Origin of the sequence: Acidiphilium sp. PA, assembly GCF_026191915.1 — a bacterium.
Classification (GTDB): Bacteria; Pseudomonadota; Alphaproteobacteria; order Acetobacterales; family Acetobacteraceae; genus Acidiphilium.
On record NZ_JAIMBY010000021.1, the window covers coordinates 32136 to 49337 of the forward strand.

A 17202-nucleotide genomic window follows, 5' to 3' on the forward strand; every position below is an offset into this window, starting at 1 on the left:
CCCATCCACCAGCATGACCGAGCGCGTCTGATCGACGGCGATGTCAATATCGCGGTCATGATGATTTGCGCGAATTATCTTCGGCCGAGGCTAGGTCAACTCAGTCGGCAGCTTTCTTGGATTTACTGCTCCAGACCTGCTCATCTGCTTCCGGCTGCTTTGTCTACATAATTAGACAGCGCGACGCGCCGGGTGGAAGCGTCAACATAGGATTATAGTCCTATTCCGCGCAATCACTCAATGCTCCCATATTACTCGCTCCGTCGGAGCGGTTTACTTATCGAAACCGGACGTCCCATGGCGCGCAACCAAGGGGAGGATACGCCCGGACTAATAGAGTGGATCTGTAAATACGATCGTGCCATCGGGCCGCTCCATGGCGTTTGCTTCCTTCATATCGAAGCCCCATTTGTTAGTAATGGCCATACTCCGAAGGGCTTCGGCCATTGTGGACCACTCTACTGGTTCCGGTAGTGCCATATTTGATTTTATTGCTGCCATATAGTTACACCACCAAGCCGCGACCTTAGCGGCCCCCGTAGAACTTAGAGGATTCAACCTCTCTATATGGGTTACAGCCCAATTTTGATCATCGCGTATCAGATTTAATCTAGGAAGGCAGGCAGAGGCATTAGCGGAAACAAATTTGACAAAGGCTAGATACCCAGCATCTGCCTCGGACACCTTCACGACAATATCTTGGCCTGTCTTACCATGAACGGTCCCGCCCGCTCCCTGGCCAATTTTGATCCAGCCAACATTTACCAGTTCGTCACGGTAGCTATGAACTGATTTAAAGCAAGCCGGTGATGGTGGCATGGGGCACTCCGTTTGAGGATGAAGTAGAGATCGAAACGAGACATATCATACATAGACAATCTCCTCATGAAATGATATCTGGCCGAGTTCTCAAATCGAGGTATAGGCGTGCCTGATCAAGTTCGGGCGGCTTCACGAATCGCCTCTCGCCCGCTTGGGCCAATTCGGCAAACAGGAAATGCATGTGGTAATTTTCAATTCTAACCCGTCTGACGCGCGGCTCTATTCCCCCACAGAAATTCCGGTGCAGGCTTTGTATGAAGCGGTGACAACTTTTGCCAAACGGGACGGGTGCTCTTGGGTTGATGCGCAGGGCCGGTATCATACCGGCGCTGGCGAAGCGCCGAATGAGTGTCGCAGCCAAACCTCACTCAGACGATTCCAGGCTGCCTCGAAGAACGTCTGCACAATCCAGATTTTTCCAATCTACCTCCTTTTTTTGGAAAACACAGTGAGCGTCAGCGAGGGGCGCCATCATCTGGCTGCCCTGATGGCCTACCATCTGGAGACTGGGCAGCAATTCGATGTGCCAGTTCTCCTGATGCGGGGAAATGGCACGGAATTTCATGCCTGGATGAGGCGCGAGTTCCCATTGGCAATGGGTGCGTAAGCGCGGCTGTCAGGCGCAGGCCGGGTGAACGCTCTGGCCTGGATTGGCTGTTCGGGCTCCAAATGGCCCGCCGGAACGCAATGCGTATCGTTAACGATGCCCGGTGAGTATCTGTGTCCAGGAGGATCGGCTCATTCGGCCCGCGACTGGCAGGCTCAGGGCTACACGGGAATGGCCGCTTTTCTTGGGTGCCCGCCATAATGCGGTCAGGCCACTTACGGCCCATTTCCCAAGATGAACTTTAGCCCTTTTTTTCACACACCGACCGATAAACGGCCGGAGGAAAGGAGAAAAAAATGGGACATTCAGAGTATGATCCGGGTGGCAAAGACAAGCGGCCATGGAATGCAGGGCGACTAGTCGGTGCCAAACGGGGATTAAAACTTCAGCAGGTTTGGGCCATCCGGTTCTGGCTGAACAGCGAACGCCGGTTGCGCGATCGGGCGATGTTCGATTTGGCAATCGACAGCAAGCTGCGAGGCTGTGACATCGTGAAAATGAAAATTGGCGACCTGGTCAGTGGTGGTCGGGTTCGCTCGCGAGCGATCGTTATCCAACAGAAGACCGGCAGGCCCGTCCAATTTGAACTTCTGGAGCCTGCCAGGGCCAGCATTCTGGCTTGGCTTGAATGCCGCGGAGGAACGGTGGATGATTTCGTGTTTCCGAGCCGGATCGACCACGCCCATCATGTAAGCACTCGGCAATATGCTCGACTTGTTGATGAGTGGGTAACTGGGATTGGATTGCTCAGGCAGGACTACGGCACTCACTCGCTACGTCGTACCAAGGCATCGATTATTTACAAACAAACCGGCAACCTGCGGGCTGTGCAGATTTTGCTCGGCCACACCAAACTTGAAAGCACGGTTCGGTATCTGGGCGTCGATGTCGAGGATGCGCTCGCACTCGCAGAAGGCACAGAGGTGTGAGGATTTTGGCCCCTTGACCCAATCGTCAAGGGGCCGCTCCTGAGTATTCACTCATTATGGTCGTTCAGAGTAGCGGCCTGATCTCTCGAGAACGGCCATTCACTGCCGCACGATCCGCCGGTCACCACCTTGAATATGTGATATCATAGGCTTATAAGTGACTTCATTGCTTGCAATCGAAATGAGGTGCCGTGATGACCGCTTTGACAATACGAAACCTGCCTGCCGAAACGCATCGGGCGCTGCGAGTGCGCGCGGCCGAGCACGGCCGAAGCACAGAGGCCGAGATCCGCGACATCCTGGAGAAAGCCGCAAGACCCGAGGGCCGCATCAGGCTCGGCTCGCTGCTAGCCGCCATCGGCCGGGAAGCCGGCCTTACAAATGAGGATGTCGAGTCCATCCGGCAGAACCGCGATCAAACACCAGCGGCGCCTATGACCTTCGAATGATCCTTCTCGATACGAACCTGGTCTCGGAGCCTTGGAAGCCGCAGCCCGATCCGCACGTCGTGGCCTGGATCGATGCACAAGCCGTCGAAACGCTGTATTTGTCGGCTGTCACGGTGGCCGAACTGCGTCTTGGAATTGCCGCGTTGGCAGCAGGAAAGCGCCGCAAAGTTCTCAATGAGCGCCTGGAAGAGGAACTGCTGCCGGTGTTCGCGCGGCGTGTTCTGCCGTTCGATCTGGAGGCGTCTCGCGCCTATGCTGAACTCATGTCGAAGGCAAAAACCGCGGGACAGGCGATCAATATGGCCGATGGCTACATTGCGGCGATTGCCGCAGCACGAGGCTTATCCGTGGCCTCGCGCGATGTCGCGCCGTTTCATGCTGCTGGAATCCCGGTAATCAACCCGTGGGCGGCGGTGACGTAAAGCCCGGCGGCTTCGCGCTTCAAATCGGACATTGCTCTCGGATTAGGAAGTGCTCCGAAGCGGACTTAAAACGGTCATGGTACGGCACCCATTGGCAACCATGCCCATACCTTGCCAGCGGAACCGGCCCGAAATATGGCTTGGGTCTTACCACCGTGGGGCTCGTTCAACACTGGATTCGGCCAAACTGTCCCTATGAAGCCGGATCGGTGCTCTAATGTAAAAGATCCCGTGAACACAGGCCAGAAGCACCACTATATCCCGGAATTTTATTTAAAACGTTGGAGCAACCCCAGCGTAAACGGCCGCCTTTACGAATATTGCAGGCGCTACCAGGGCGTCGTGGCCCGGCCCACATACCCGGGGGGCACGGGATACCAGCGGGGGCTTTATACCTTCAGCGGACTCGATGACGAAGCACGAAATTTTCTCGAAGATGTGTTTCTCGGTCGGGCTGATGATACGGCGAATGACGCACTGCAACGGCTTCTAATGCAAGATACGAACCTCAGACCCGAGCTTCGAGTCGCATGGTCGCGCTACATAATGACCCTCCTTCATCGTAATCCCGAATCGATTCAACGCCTTCGCAACAAGGTCGCCAGGGAACTGCCATCTGCGCTATCGAATTTCAAAGCCGCCTGGGATCTGGCGCGCCGAGAAAGTGATCCACCCACGTTCGAGGAATACGTCACGGCGGTACCGCGGCGCGACGTGCAACAAGCCACACTGATGCTTTTGCAGCAGGTGATGGACAGCCAAAATGTTGGACAATTCTTGGTCAGCATGTTTTGGAGCGTGGTTACTTTTCACACCCTAAGGTATCCGCTGCTCACGTCTGACCGCCCTCTGGTGATGACCAATGGTTTAGAAAAAGCCGACTGCCACCTCATGATGCCCATATCACCCAACGCGATATTTGTCGCGACACGGACCTCTGAAATGATGCATCACTTGCATGCCGAGTGTGACAGAAGGGGGCACCGAATTGCCGAGCATCTGAACGATCTCATTGCACGACAGTCCCATAAGTTCGTATGGGGAACTGATCCGCATCAGGTCTGCTTTGTTTCGAAGCGGATAGGCCAGAAGCTACGGTCGACACCCCTGGAGACGCAGGAATGACGACGAGCCGCCCGCCCGGTCTCGCTCATCTACCCTCTCGCCCCGCGCCAACATCCGCAGCGCATCATTGGGTAAGGGCCGCCGCAAGCTGGACGAATCCGCGCAGGATGCTCGGGTTTAAACGCCGAACTCTTCGGAGGGGGGGATGGCAGGCTTGGACTTCGGGTGGACCCGCGCACAATTTGGCCGGTGTGCGCTTCATATCGGGCGCTGCTGGATATCCTGGCCGATCCCGGGAGCGGACATCGTCCTTGGAACATAAATCGAGAATTATGCATCAGACCCCCTGCTCTGTCTCGATTCGGGCTTTTCTGGTGCAGATGTCCGGTGCATTAGAATGGCATGATTTACGGCTATGCGCGGGTCTCCACGTACGGCCAGGGCGTGACGGCGACCGCCGCCTTGACCAAGGTCGTACAGGTGAGGCCGTGCGAGAAGTCGCCAGAAGCTATAATGTCAGCCAAAGCACCATTTCACAATTAGAGGAAAGTCCGCGAACGAATGTCTGATGACCTCATAGGGAATGAATTTCTCAATCGACCGGATGATCCTGAGTTGGCATTTCTGCATTTCGAAAGGTCATTTCGGAAGCCTCTCGACCAGCAACTCGGAGAATTACAGGAGCAGAATAGGGACGGTTATTGGGATTCTTACAACCATTTTATGCAAACCTATATCAATGGTGTTCTTGCGACAGTTACCGCACTTGAGCTTCCAATACTCAGCTATTGGATAAATAATCCGGCGGCGGCCAATGATGAGAAGAACTTCAAGCAAATAAAATTTGACATCGACGGGGCTATCACCATCATCAAAGTACGTCATTCCCAGATATTACGGAAAGCGTCCGTCCATCTTGAATCCAGCACCCGTGACAGAATTCGGGAACTTATAAACAAGATCAAGCTGACGATTGAGGGGGTTTCGGTACCGATGGCGCGGAAAGAAGCCCTCATGAATAAACTGAATGCTTTTGCCGCAGAAGTGGATCGCGACCGTACCAAATTCGAGGCGTTCGGCGCTTTGATGATCGAGGCCGCAGGTGTGGCCGGGAAGGTTGAGCAAAAGCTCCGCCCGATCCGAAAATGGATAGATTCCATTGCCGGGTTGCTACATGAGGCTAACGCGACGGAAAATGCGGTCATGCGATTAACCGGCCCTGCCAAGCGGCTAGAATCGCCCCCAAAACAGATAGCGGCACCCGTGGACGGGCCATGGAAAACGCCATCGAACAGTTCTGATCTTGACGACGAGATACCGTTTTAAGGGACAGAGACTTCCATGAGCGACGATGAGGAGTCAGTCGTTGGTTCACTTCCAGCGCCTTTTAAGGGAGATATCCTTTTTGGCCCTGGCGCTGAATCACAAACAAACGCCTGTATCGCTCAATGGGATGCCGACTGGGCTTATAGCGATGGGTTTCGCCGCGCAGCTCTCTATTTGGCCGAAAAGGTGTGCGATTCCGGAAGTGACCAAGATAAACTGATATATCCGATTGTTTATCTTTACCGCCATAACACCGAACTCGTACTTAAGGCGATAATGAAATCGGCTTCGCGCTTGCTGGATCGGACAATATCAGAACCTGAGTCGAAGACCTTGGGACGTCATGATCTTTGGGAGCTATGGCAGATGGTTAAGCCGTTTCTCGATCCGGTTTGTGAACGGGCAGGCAACACCCCTTTCCCCGCAGCCGATATGGAGGGTGTGGAATCCTATATCAAGCAAATCCATGAACATGATCCCGACGGCCAACGTTTTCGTTACGCCACAACGGCGGCGAGAAAAGGCGGGAGACCCGTTGCGAGCAAACCGTCGCTAAGCCCTGACCTTCGATTGGTGAACGTGAGAATCTTGGCCGTCGCCATGGAAAAGCTTGCTGACTATCTAGAAGGTATCGAGGCCTGGTTTGGTGATTTAGAGGACGCGAAAAGGGAATGGCAGCACCAGCACCGTGACTGACGCTCCTGAGAGTTCTTTAAGCTGGTGCGGATTGAGTAAGATTTGCTGATAGTTTTAGAAATGGCAGTTGCCAGGGCGGTCGACACCTGCTCCTCCCTTGTAAGCCAGTCCTCCGCCGGGTCATGTTCTGCGGTGGATTCAACGGTAGCAGCGCGTTCGGCGATCAAAAGATAATAGCAAGGAGGATGGGCAGGGCGTAGCGAAGCCATCGGAAACTCGACGAGCAAATGTCCGCTTTTCGGACTTCTGATCAAAAGCCGCCCGTCCGCTTCCGGCCAAAAGCCGTAAGGCGGACCATGCCTATTTTTCTTAATTTTCAGTGCCGACCCTTGAATTTACCTATCATGGCATCTTCGGTGAGCGCTACCACGCCTATCCCATCATGAATTGTATCTATCGGCCCAAGTGGTCAGGCCTTTCGGGTGCCTGCATCCGTCAGATTGTCTAGCGAAAGCGCGTACACACTCACCTAAAATCCCGCGTCTTCACCTTGATTCCATCGATATGCCGATCTGGAACAAAGATATCGCGCGGCGCCCGACCGAGCGTCTCGCGCGGATCGGGACCTCCACCGGATTTCGCGCCATCGCCGTGTCCACGCGATATCGGAAATACCGCGTCGCGACCGCCGATGCTCGCGAGCGCGGCCGACATATCGGCCAGGCGATGGGCGATGAGATGGACGACCTCGCCCTCGCGCTGCACCTGCCCGTAAACCGCGATCATGCCAGATGACAGAATGATGCGCCGCTGTTTTTCGTAGAGATTCGGCCAGATGACGAGATTGGCGATGCCGGTTTCATCTTCGATGGTGATGAACATGACGCCCTTGGCCGAACCCGGCCGCTGGCGGACCAGTACGATGCCGGCGGTTTCCAGGAATTTGCCGTCTCGGGCGGACATGAGTTGGTCACAGGGGGTGATTTTCTGGCACCGCAATTCGTCGCGCAGGTAGGCCACCGGGTGGGAGCGCAGGGATAGGCCCAGATGGGTGTAATCCTCGACCACCTCGCCACCCCCGGTCAGTGGTTTCAAGGCGACTACCGGTTCCTGGAGTTCCGAAACCGGCTGTTCCGTGCGATTGGCAACGGCTGCGAACAAAGGCAACGCCTCGTCGCGCAATGCCTTGATCGCCCACAGGGCATCGCGCCGCGCGAGTTTCAACGATGGCAGAAACGCATCCGCCTCGGCCATCTGCACCAGCGCAGCCGTCGGGATGCCAGCGCGTCGCCAGAGATCATCGACCGAGGTGAAGGAGTGGTTGGCGCGGGACGCAATCAGTGTCGCAACGTGAGAGTTGGCGATCCCCTTCACCATGCGCAGGCCAAGACGGACGGCAAATCGGCTTTCGTCATGGGTGGGCTCGAGCGTGCAGTCCCAGCGTGAGGCGTTGACGCAGACCGGTCTGATCTCGACACCATGGTCCCGGGCATCGCGCACAATCTGCGCCGGCGCGTAGAACCCCATCGGCTGGGCATTCAGCAGGGCAGCGCAGAACACGTCCGGGTGGTGGCATTTCAGCCAGGAGGATGCATAGGCGATCAGCGCGAAGGAGGCGGCGTGGGATTCCGGGAAACCGTAGCTGCCGAAGCCTTCGAGTTGCGAGAAGGTGCGCTCGGCAAACGCTTGTTCGTAGCCGTTGGCGACCATGCCGCTCACCAGCTTGTCACGGAAATGCGACACACTGCCGGTGAATTTGAACGTCGCCATCGAGCGGCGTAGCTGATCCGCCTCGGTCGCGGTGAAGCCGGCGCACTCGATCGCCACGCGCATTGCCTGTTCCTGAAACAGCGGCACGCCGAGGGTTTTGCCGAGCACTCTTTCAAGCTCCGGCTTGGGATAGACCACCGCCTCCTTACCCTCGCGCCGGCGCAGATACGGATGCACCATGTCGCCCTGGATCGGCCCGGGTCGGACGATCGCAACTTCGATGACCAGGTCGTAGAAGGTGCGCGGCTTCATCCGCGGCAGCATCACCATCTGCGCGCGGCTTTCGATCTGGAACGTCCCCAGCGTATCGGCGCGACGGATCATCGCGTAGGTGCGCGGATCTTCGGCGGGGATGGTGGCGAGGTCGAGTTCGATCCCCTTGTGCTGCGCCAGCAGGTCGAACCCGCGCTTCATGCAGGAGAGCATGCCCAGCGCCAGGCAATCGACCTTCATGAATTTCAGCGCGTCGATATCGTCCTTGTCCCACTCGATGATCTGGCGGTTGTCCATCGCGGCGGGTTCGATCGGGACCAACTCATCGAGCCGGTCGCGGGTCAGCACGAAACCGCCGGGATGCTGCGAGAGGTGGCGCGGTGTGCCGATCAACTCCCGCGCCAGATCGATGGCCAGTTTCAGGCGACGGTCTTCGAGGTTGAGGTTCAGTTCCGCGGTGTGTTTGGGTTCGATCCCGTCTTCCGACCAACCCCAGACTTGGGCGTTCAGCGCGGTGATTAGGTCTTCCGGCAGGCCGAGCGCCTTGCCGACGTCGCGCAGCGCCCCCTTGGTCCGATACCGGATCACGGTGGAGCAGAGGGCGGCGTGATCACGGCCATAGGTGTCGAACACCCATTGCATGACGATCTCGCGGCGTTCGTGCTCGAAATCGACATCGATATCGGGCGGTTCGCGCCGTTCTTCGGAGATAAAGCGTTCGAACAGCAGGTCGTTGCGATCCGGATCGATCGAGGTGATGCCGAGCACGAAGCAGACTGCGCTATTGGCCGCCGAGCCGCGCCCCTGGCAGAGAATGCCCCGGCTGCGAGCGAAGCGGACGATTGAATTCACCGTCAGGAAATACGGCGCGTAGTCGAGCGTTTCGATCAGGCGGAGTTCATGCTTGAGGATGGTGACGACCTCGGCAGGCACCCCGGCCGGGTAGCGTTGCGCGGCACCTTCCCATGTGAGTTGCGCCAAAGCTTGCTGTGCGGTGCGGCCGGGGATCACATTTTCATCGGGATATTGGTAACGCAGTTCGTCGAGCGAGAACCGACACCGATCCGCAATCTCCATGGTCCGGGCCAGCGCCTCGGGATAACGACTGAACAGCCGGTGCATCTCCGCCGGCGGTTTCAGGTAGCGATCGGCGTGGCGTTCCCGCCGAAACCCGGCCTCATCGATCGTGCAGCCGTGACGGATGCAGGTAACGACATCCTGCAGGATGCGCCGGTTCCTGGCGTGGAACAGCACGTCGTTGGTCACCACGGTCGGCACCTTTGCGCGCGCGGCCAGGTTCGACAGTTCGAACAACCGCAGTGCATCGTTGGGCCGGCGTCGCAGGGTCAGTGCCAGATAGGCGCGATCGCCGAACGACAGGGCCAGGCGGCGGAGATTGCGCACGCAGGCGTCGTCGGCCTCTTCAGGGATGAGTACGCCGATCAGACCCTCGGCATAGGCCACCAGATCGGACCAATCGAGGCGGCATTGCGCCTTGCCGCCCCGTTGTTTGCCCAGGGACAACAGGCGACAAAGCCGGGAATAGGCCGGGCGGTCGGTAGGATAGACCAGCAGCGATGTGCCATCGGTCAGGTCGAGCCGGCAACCGACGATCAGGCGGATATCGTTGGCCTTGGCCGCGACATGGGCGCGCACGATGCCGGCGAGGCTATTGCGATCGGTGATCGCCAAGGCGGCGAGGCCGAGATGGGCCGCCTGGGCGAATAACTCGTCGCAGGAACTCGCGCCGCGCAGGAAACTGAAATGCGAGGTGCACTGCAGCTCGACATAGGCGGCATCGGGGCTCATCCGAATATCCCGTGCAGGAACCACCGATGCGAGCCGGTGGCGGTATCCTCGCCATCCCCCGCCCGGAATACCCAGAACCGCTCGCCAGCGTCATCCTCGATCCGAAAGTAATCCCGCACCGCGATCAACTCGGCGTCGCGTTTCCACCATTCGCCAAATACCCGCTCGGGTCCGTCGGCCCGTTTGACGCGGCGGCGAATGCCGCGCCAGGTGAAGTTGACGGGCGGATGGTCGGGCAGCAACGCGACGGTCTCAATCGGTTCGGGGTTTGGCAGCAGGCGCGTCGGTCGGGGCCAATGGTCCGGCCAATTGGTTTTGGTCGGTGGCGCGGTCGCCGCGATCCGGCTCAGGGAGCGTTCCGGCACATCGCTTGCTACTGGTGCAAACCGATAGAGCCGGTCGCCGCCAACCCGGTTGGCGATGGTATCGATCAGATCCGAGATATCGGCCTCAGGCTCATCTGCAAGTAGCGACGTCAACTGCTTCGGCCCGAACGGTTCGGATCGTGCGGCGCAGAGCGTCATGATCTCGATCCCGAAGCCAGGATCGATCGTCTCGATCTTGTCGCAGAGCAGTCGGGTCAAGCGTTTGACATTCCGAACCGGCAACGCGGTGCCGACGCGGATCGCCTGGGACTGCGCATCGACCCGATGAAACACCAGATCGAGTCGTCGCGCGCCGAGCCCTTTGGCTTCCAGCATGGTGCAGAGTTCGGCGACCAGGATGCCAGTATAGCGTGCAATGGTTTCCGCCGCGCCGATCGGTTCAGCGAAATTCCGGCGTACCTCGATCAAATCCGGCGGCCGCGCCGCTTCGATCGCCTCTGCCAATGTACCGAACGCCTGATCGAGCCTGCGGTGCAATTGCGGGCCGAACCGCAGGGCGAGCGGCGCGCGCGGTTGATCGGCCAGATCGCCGATCCGTTCGAACCCCAGCCGGCGCAAACCGGCGATCATCTCTGCCGGCAGGCGCAGGGCGGCGATTGGCAAGGTCAGCAGGATGTCCCGTGACGTGCCTGCCGGTGCGAGGAACATCGGCTTCGCGACAAACCGCGCCAGCGCATGCGCCGCTCCCCAGCTATCCGCCATCGCAGCGCGCGCGGCCACGCCGACAGCGCCCAAGCGGGCGACTATGTCGTGTAACATCGGCGCCTCGCCGCCCAGGAGGTGAGCTGCGCCGGTCGCATCGATGACCAACCCATCCGGCGGATCGGCCGCGACAATCGGTGCGTAGCGGTGCAGCGCCCATAGCGCCAGGCGCTCGAGCCCTGCCATATCCGCCATCGGTTCCGCGTCCGTGACCGTCAGGCCGGGGATCAGAGCCTGTGCCTGGGTCACCGGCATGCCGATCCGCAGGCCAAGGTCTTGCGCCAAACCATTGACTGCGAAAACGATCCGTCGATTGCGGTCCCGACCAGCGAGGATCAGTGGTGTCTCAGGCGACGGCGGTGCGATACCCGGGACTTCCGGTACCGGCTGCCCGGGCGGTCGAGCCGAGACGCGCCGCTCCCGATTGTATCGATCGATCGGCCAGTTCGGCAGAAACAGCGAGACGACCCTGGGCATCGCATGCCTCCACTTCAAAATCGGCATTCTCGCCAGCGCGGCACCGGATCAACTCGACATGCCACCGTGCCCGCCCGATCCCCGGCACCGGCAATGGCGCCGAGGGCAGGACGCTCACCCGCCATCGCGTGGTTGCGGCGGTCGGTTGCCCGAAATCACTGGCATCGGCCTGGCGCCGCCAGCGACGCAGCGCGATCCCCGGCGTGCCCGAACTTTCCGCCGCCAATTGCAATCGCCGTGAATGGGTCATCGAAAGCCGGCCAAGCTCAGCGACAACACCGCCCAACCCACCATGACGCAAACCCTCCTCAAAACAGGTCAGCACCGATGTTTCATCGCCCGCCTCGACATAGATTACCCGATCGGCCGACAGACCGGCCTGGGCGATGGCGGGTGCGAACAGATCCGGTCGCGTCAGGCACCACAATACCGGCCCTTTGGTGCGCGCCATGATCCCGGCCGCAAACAATGCCGCCGCGGCACCATCGATCGCGCCGTTGCCGCCGCCCGCCACCTCATGGAGTGCGCCCATGGCCAGCCCGCCACCGGGCAGCCGCCCGTCGAGTTCAGCCACTCCGAACGGCAGAATGGCCGACGCGCGCTTCCTGCCGGCTTCGATCCGCCGGATTGTCTCGCGTAACGCATTCATGGTGGCCGGTGGTTGCACGTCGCGGATCAGCCTTTCGAGGGAGATTAATGTTCGTTATTTGTTCTTATCACTCATCGCGAGTCAAGCGAGCAAAACGGACGCGCGCACCATGATGAAGGATGGCGGTCGCGATCGCCTTGAGTCGTCCAATGAGGTCGTGCGCGCATCTCGTTGACAATGAACGGTTCGCTCGCCCGCCTTTCTGTATCGCGCGGTTCGATCAAATTTTTTGAGGGGTGTCGGTGTGCAGGTCGCCGGTGCTCATCTGGGGACGCTCCTGGCGGCTCAGTGCGTGTTAACACTTGCGAACAAAACAGGAAAATCGGATAATCGGTCTCGACACCGTAAGGGGACCGAAAGTGACCGCCGCGGCCTATCTGGATAAACTCAATGACGAGCAACGAAGCGCGGTCGTCCATGGCATCGATCCCGCCACGACGACGCATATCGGCGCGCCGCTGTTGGTGATCGCCGGTGCGGGGTCAGGCAAGACCAACACGCTGGCGCATCGGGTCGCCCATCTGATCGTCAACGGCGTCGATCCACGCCGCATCCTGTTGATGAGTTTCTCACGCCGCGCCGCTGCCGAGATGACCCGCCGTGCCGAACGCATCTCGGCTCAAGCCTTCGGCGGGAAAACAGGGACCATGACGGACGCCCTGACCTGGGCCGGCACCTTCCATGGCATCGGGGCTCGGCTGCTACGGGACTACGCCGAACAAATTGGATTGGATCCGGCGTTCACGATCCATGACCGTGAAGATTCCGCCGATCTGATGAACCTCGCCCGGCACGAGCTGGGTTTTTCGAAGACAGAACGCCGGTTCCCGACCAAAGGCACCTGCCTTTCGATCTATTCCCGCTGCGTGAACACCGAATTGTCACTCGATGAGGTGCTGCCCACCAGTTTTCCCTGGTGCTCGTCCTGGGAGGCTGAACTGCAACAGCTATTCGGCGCCTATGTCGAGGCGAAGCAGCGGCAGAACGTGCTCGATTACGATGACCTGCTGCTCTACTGGGCACAGATGGTCAGCGAACCAGCTCTGGCCGGGGAGATCGGCGGCCGTTTCGATCACATCCTGGTCGATGAGTATCAGGACACGAACAGGCTGCAATCCTCGATCCTGCTGGCACTGAAACCCGGCGGTCGGGGTCTAACCGTGGTGGGCGACGATGCGCAGTCGATCTACGCGTTCCGCGGTGCGACCGTGCGCAACATTCTCGATTTTACTGGAGCGTTCAGTCCCCCGGCTGACATCATCACGCTGGAGCGGAATTACCGGTCGACCGCCGCGATCCTTGCCGCGGCAAACGGGGTCATTGGCCTCGCCAAGGAGCGGTTCACGAAAAACCTTTGGAGCGAGCGGACGACCGAAACTCTTCCGCAGCTCGTCCATGTCCGCGATGATGCCGATCAGGCCCGCTTCATCGTCGAGCGGGTGCTGGAGAACCGCGAGGCGGGTATTACGCTCAAGCAGCAGGCCGTTCTGTTCCGCACATCCCATCACAGCGGCGCTCTCGAGGTCGAACTGACCCGGCGAAACATCCCGTTCGTCAAATTCGGTGGCCTGAAGTTTCTGGACTCCGCCCACATCAAGGACGTCATCGCGGTTCTGCGCTGGGTCGAGAACCCCCGGGACCGCGTCGCTGGCTTCCGGGTGATGCAATTGCTGCCTGGTGTCGGTCCGACCTCGGCCGCAAAAGTGATGGATCACATAATCGGTGCCGCCGATCCGGTCGGTGCCCTCGGTGACGCGCCAGCACCCGCGCGCGCCGGCGGCGCGTGGACAAGTTTCATCGAAACCATCCAGTTGCTGCGGTCACGCGCCGCCAACTGGCCAAGCGAACTTGAGCTGATCCGCCGATGGTACGAGCCGCACCTGGATCGCATGCATGAAGATGCCAGCGTTCGGCTCGCCGATCTGATCCAACTCGAGCAGATCGCTGGCGGCTATGCTTCACGCGAACGCTTCCTGACTGAATTGACGCTCGATCCACCAGACGCGACCAGCGATCAGGCCGGGGTACCACTCCTCGACGAGGATTACCTCAATCTCTCGACCATCCATTCCGCCAAGGGGCAGGAGTTCCGGTCGGTCTTCGTCCTGAACGTGGTTGACGGGTGCATGCCGTCCGATCTGGGCACTGGGCAATCGCACGAGATCGAGGAGGAGCGCCGTCTCCTTTATGTCGCCATGACGCGTGCCAAGGATGATCTGCATCTGATGATCCCGCAGCGGTTCTTCGTGCATGGCCAGGCCGCTTATGGTGACCGGCATGTCTACGCCGCGCGCACACGGTTCATACCGAACGCCATCGTCCATCTGTTCGACATGACGAACTGGCCGCCTGCAGTCGCTGGCGCCACCAACGCCCAACCGATCAACCCAGCGATACGCATTGATCTCGGCGCGCGGATGCGCGGCATGTGGCGTTCGGGGGCGCAAAATGTGTAACCTCTACAGCGTCACGAAAGGCCAGCAGGCAATCCGCGAATTGACCCGCGCCATGCTCGACACCACGGGCAATCTACCGTCCCTCCCGGCTATCTTCCCCGATACATTGGCCCCAGTGCTTCGCAGTTCACCTGATGGCGAGCGCGAACTGACGATGATGCGGTGGGGTATGCCGGGCCCACCGCAATTCGGCGGCGCGCCGGTAACCAATATCCGCAATACGGCCAGCCCACACTGGCGGCGCTGGCTCCCGCCACAGAACCGGTGCCTCGTGCCCGCCACCTCGTTCAGCGAATGGGAGGACACCAAACCGAAGAAAACCCCGGTCTGGTTCGCGCTCGACCAGAACCGGCCGCTCTTCGCGTTCGCCGGTCTCTGGACAGCCTGGCACGGCAAACGAGGCACGAAGGCAAACCCCGTCGAGGGCGAGCATAGGCTCTTCGGGTTTCTCACGACGGAACCAAACGGCATCGTCCGCCCGATCCATCCGAAAGCCATGCCCGTCATTCTGACGACCCCCGAGGAAATGGACGTCTGGATGCGGGCGCCGTGGGCTGAGGCGGCGGGACTGCAACGGCCCTTGCCTGATCCCAAGCTCGTCGTTGTGGCGAGGGGTGAGCGTCATGATGGGATGAACCCCGGTGCGCCATATTTCACCACTTCATCTGGGTAGTGAAAAGATCTCCAGTCCATTGCCCTACTCACTAGGGCAATGGTCCTTTTATTTCATTTACGAAATGATGTGCAATTTGCCGTGGCGGAAAGCTTGCTTCATGCCGCCCGACGAACACCGGCGCTATCGTGCGGTCCTCTCGGAACGGCTCAACGGTTTCTTCACCTAGGCGGAAACCGCGAAGTGGAAGCTCTCCACCAAAACAACCTTGGCCGAGATACGGATTCCAGAGAACTTGCCCGGTGATTCCGATTTTTACTCGCCCCCCAATCCGACCTTCATTCACTCGGGAATTCCGAGATTTATTCGCCCGGGTAAGGGTCTCTGTGGCTGCTGATTTCGTTGCTCTCCTGTTATCCTGAGGTCAAGCGTTTTTTTGGCTGGACTTTTTGGTCTGGCGCAGGCTTTCGCCGCTGAGTTCGATCAGATGGGCGTTGTGGATCAGGCGGTCGAGCATGGCGTCCGCGTAGGTGGATCGCCAATCACCTCGTGCCATTGCGCCGGCGGGATTTGACTGGTTACGATCGTCGAGCGGCGCCCGTAGCGTTCTTCGACGATCTCGAGCAGATCATGCGGCGCGCCTGCATCGAGCGGTGCGAGGCCGAAGTCGGCAAGGATCAGCAGGCTGACGGCGCCAAAGGTGCGGATCATCCGCCCGTGGCGTCCCTCGGCGCGAGCAACCGCCAGTTTGGTGAACAGTCTTGGCGCGCGCTGATAGAGCGCCGGGCCATCATCGCGGCAAGCTTTACGACCGACGGCGCAAGCCAACCACGATTTGCCCATACCGGTCGGAATGCTCAGCACGAGATTATCGAGGGCGTCGATCCAGTGCCCCTGGATGAGCTTCTGGAACAGCGCCCGATCAAGGCCGCGGACATTCCGGTAATCGACGTCCTCAATCGTGGCGTTGTGGCCTAGCCGAGCATAACGCAGCCTGGTGGTGAGACGCTAATCGCACCGGGCGGCGATCTCGCGGTCCAGCAGCAGGCTAAGCCACTCGCCGTGGCTGAGGCCGGGGGGCTCGGGATTGGCGTCCAGTTCAGTGAACGCCCAGGCCCCAACGTTCCTTTGGTTGGGTGCGCTACTATGGGCGCTTCTACTCCTCGACGTTTCGCGACGCCCTCCCAACCATTGACGTCTTCAGCGTGCTGTGGGTGTCACAAAAACGCCTAAGGTTGCGGTGTCATAAGTTGGCCGCATGGGATTGGCCGCGCTAGCTCAAACGGTGCAACCCCACCATGTTCGCTCACAGGACGCCGGGACCAGCGGCTAGATGATGGGAGCCAGATGTGGCTGTGACAATGGATTCTGGCCCACTTGTGCTGATGAATATTGGCCCACCTCCGGGGGTTGGACAGGCAGTGCCGCCCCGCGGGGCGGCACTGCCTGTCAGCGGTTGTTTTTCTCCTTCCTGTTCATGATTTGCTGGCCGTCCGTTGCGCCGTGGTGCGGCGGAAGCGGTAGGAGTCCGTGCCGGTTGTGATGATGTGGGCACGGTCGGTCAGGCGGTCGATCAGCGCCTTGCACAGGCGCGGATTGGGGATGACCTGCGATCATTCGGAGAACGGCAGGTTGGTGGTGACGATCACCGCCGCCTTCTCCGCCCGGTCGGCGATCACCTGGAACATCAACTCGCACGCGGTCTCCGCCAGCGGCACGTAGCCGAGCTCGTCGATGCAGATCAGGTCGAGCCGTTCCCAGCGGCCGAGTGCGCGGCTGAGCTGGTTGGCGTGCGCCGCCTCAGCCAGTTCGTTGATCATCGCGGTCGCCGTGGTGAACCGCACCCGCCGGCGCTGACGGCAGGCGGCCAC

14 protein-coding genes and 1 pseudogene are annotated in these 17202 nt (G+C 59.6%); 9 read left to right on the forward strand and 6 right to left on the reverse strand.

Annotation, left to right across the window (positions count from 1 at the left end):
- Positions 1-330: 330 nt before the first annotated feature.
- On the reverse strand, positions 331-819 hold the full coding sequence (locus AruPA_RS17745) for a hypothetical protein (RefSeq protein ID WP_265638089.1): 489 nt from the start codon (positions 817-819) through the stop codon (positions 331-333).
- 154 nt (positions 820-973) lie between these two features.
- Between AruPA_RS17745 and AruPA_RS17750 the strand changes: the two genes are divergently transcribed.
- The 7 genes from AruPA_RS17750 (at position 974) to AruPA_RS17780 (ending at position 6316) form a co-directional block, all read left to right on the forward strand.
- Positions 974-1429, forward strand: coding sequence for a hypothetical protein (locus AruPA_RS17750; RefSeq protein WP_265638090.1), 456 nt, complete (start codon positions 974-976; stop codon positions 1427-1429).
- A 296-nt stretch (positions 1430-1725) separates the two neighbouring features.
- Complete coding sequence (locus AruPA_RS17755) at positions 1726-2358, forward strand: tyrosine-type recombinase/integrase (protein WP_265638091.1); 633 nt, start codon at positions 1726-1728, stop codon at positions 2356-2358.
- Positions 2359-2552: 194 nt separating this feature from the next.
- Positions 2553-2807 carry a FitA-like ribbon-helix-helix domain-containing protein gene (locus tag AruPA_RS17760; protein WP_265638093.1) on the forward strand — a complete coding sequence of 85 codons (255 nt, stop codon included), beginning with the start codon at positions 2553-2555 and terminating at the stop codon, positions 2805-2807.
- Entirely contained in the window at positions 2804-3229 is a 426-nt protein-coding gene (locus tag AruPA_RS17765; protein WP_265638094.1) for a type II toxin-antitoxin system VapC family toxin, read from the forward strand. Before AruPA_RS17760 ends, AruPA_RS17765 begins: the two co-directional genes overlap by 4 nt.
- A 231-nt stretch (positions 3230-3460) precedes the next feature.
- The gene (locus AruPA_RS17770; RefSeq protein ID WP_265638095.1) at positions 3461-4354 is read left to right on the forward strand and encodes a DUF4238 domain-containing protein; all 894 of its coding nucleotides are present in this window, start codon (positions 3461-3463) and stop codon (positions 4352-4354) included.
- A gap of 501 nt (positions 4355-4855) precedes the next feature.
- Entirely contained in the window at positions 4856-5620 is a 765-nt protein-coding gene (locus AruPA_RS17775) for a hypothetical protein (protein WP_265638096.1), read from the forward strand.
- 15 nt (positions 5621-5635) lie between these two features.
- A complete protein-coding gene (locus AruPA_RS17780) occupies positions 5636-6316 on the forward strand; it encodes a hypothetical protein (RefSeq protein WP_265638098.1) in 681 nt (226 codons plus the stop codon).
- Between the two features lie 465 nt (positions 6317-6781).
- On the opposite strand, the gene AruPA_RS17785 is transcribed toward AruPA_RS17780, so the two are convergent.
- The 3 genes from AruPA_RS17785 to AruPA_RS17795 are packed head-to-tail and all read right to left on the reverse strand — an operon-like array spanning position 6782 to position 12262.
- A complete protein-coding gene (locus AruPA_RS17785; RefSeq protein WP_265638099.1) occupies positions 6782-10048 on the reverse strand; it encodes an error-prone DNA polymerase in 3267 nt (1088 codons plus the stop codon).
- Positions 10045-11475, reverse strand: a complete 1431-nt coding sequence (locus AruPA_RS17790) for a DNA polymerase Y family protein (RefSeq protein WP_265638106.1) — start codon at positions 11473-11475, stop codon at positions 10045-10047. The genes AruPA_RS17785 and AruPA_RS17790 overlap by 4 nt, the downstream gene beginning before the upstream one ends.
- 7 nt (positions 11476-11482) lie before the next feature.
- Entirely contained in the window at positions 11483-12262 is a 780-nt protein-coding gene (locus AruPA_RS17795) for an ImuA family protein (protein WP_265638101.1), read from the reverse strand.
- Between the two features lie 359 nt (positions 12263-12621).
- On the opposite strand from AruPA_RS17795, the gene AruPA_RS17800 reads away from it, so the two are divergent.
- Both AruPA_RS17800 and AruPA_RS17805 read left to right on the forward strand, forming a co-directional pair.
- Positions 12622-14718, forward strand: coding sequence for an ATP-dependent helicase (locus AruPA_RS17800; RefSeq protein ID WP_265638102.1), 2097 nt, complete (start codon positions 12622-12624; stop codon positions 14716-14718).
- A complete protein-coding gene (locus AruPA_RS17805) occupies positions 14711-15391 on the forward strand; it encodes an SOS response-associated peptidase (protein ID WP_265638103.1) in 681 nt (226 codons plus the stop codon). The genes AruPA_RS17800 and AruPA_RS17805 overlap by 8 nt, the downstream gene beginning before the upstream one ends.
- 364 nt (positions 15392-15755) lie before the next feature.
- Here AruPA_RS17805 and istB read toward each other — a convergent pair.
- Together istB and AruPA_RS17815 are read right to left on the reverse strand one after the other, a co-directional pair.
- A pseudogene (istB, locus tag AruPA_RS17810) lies at positions 15756-16441 on the reverse strand (IS21-like element helper ATPase IstB); the annotation flags it as partial.
- 503 nt (positions 16442-16944) lie between these two features.
- Positions 16945-17202, reverse strand: a 258-nt coding sequence (locus tag AruPA_RS17815) for an ATP-binding protein (RefSeq protein WP_265638104.1), incomplete at its 5' end; no start/stop codon positions are given.

Bases quoted from the DNA above. Each gene is read 5' to 3' on its own strand.
- AruPA_RS17745 (WP_265638089.1), bottom strand. From the start codon at position 819: ATGCCACCATCACCGGCTTGCTTTAAATCAGTTCATAGCTACCGTGAC.
- AruPA_RS17755 (WP_265638091.1), top strand. From the start codon at position 1,726: ATGGGACATTCAGAGTATGATCCGGGTGGCAAAGACAAGCGGCCATGG.
- AruPA_RS17760 (WP_265638093.1), top strand. From the start codon at position 2,553: ATGACCGCTTTGACAATACGAAACCTGCCTGCCGAAACGCATCGGGCG.
- AruPA_RS17765 (WP_265638094.1), top strand. From the start codon at position 2,804: ATGATCCTTCTCGATACGAACCTGGTCTCGGAGCCTTGGAAGCCGCAG.
- AruPA_RS17775 (WP_265638096.1), top strand. From the start codon at position 4,856: ATGTCTGATGACCTCATAGGGAATGAATTTCTCAATCGACCGGATGAT.
- AruPA_RS17780 (WP_265638098.1), top strand. From the start codon at position 5,636: ATGAGCGACGATGAGGAGTCAGTCGTTGGTTCACTTCCAGCGCCTTTT.
- AruPA_RS17785 (WP_265638099.1), bottom strand. From the start codon at position 10,048: ATGAGCCCCGATGCCGCCTATGTCGAGCTGCAGTGCACCTCGCATTTC.
- AruPA_RS17795 (WP_265638101.1), bottom strand. From the start codon at position 12,262: ATGAATGCGTTACGCGAGACAATCCGGCGGATCGAAGCCGGCAGGAAG.
- AruPA_RS17805 (WP_265638103.1), top strand. From the start codon at position 14,711: ATGTGTAACCTCTACAGCGTCACGAAAGGCCAGCAGGCAATCCGCGAA.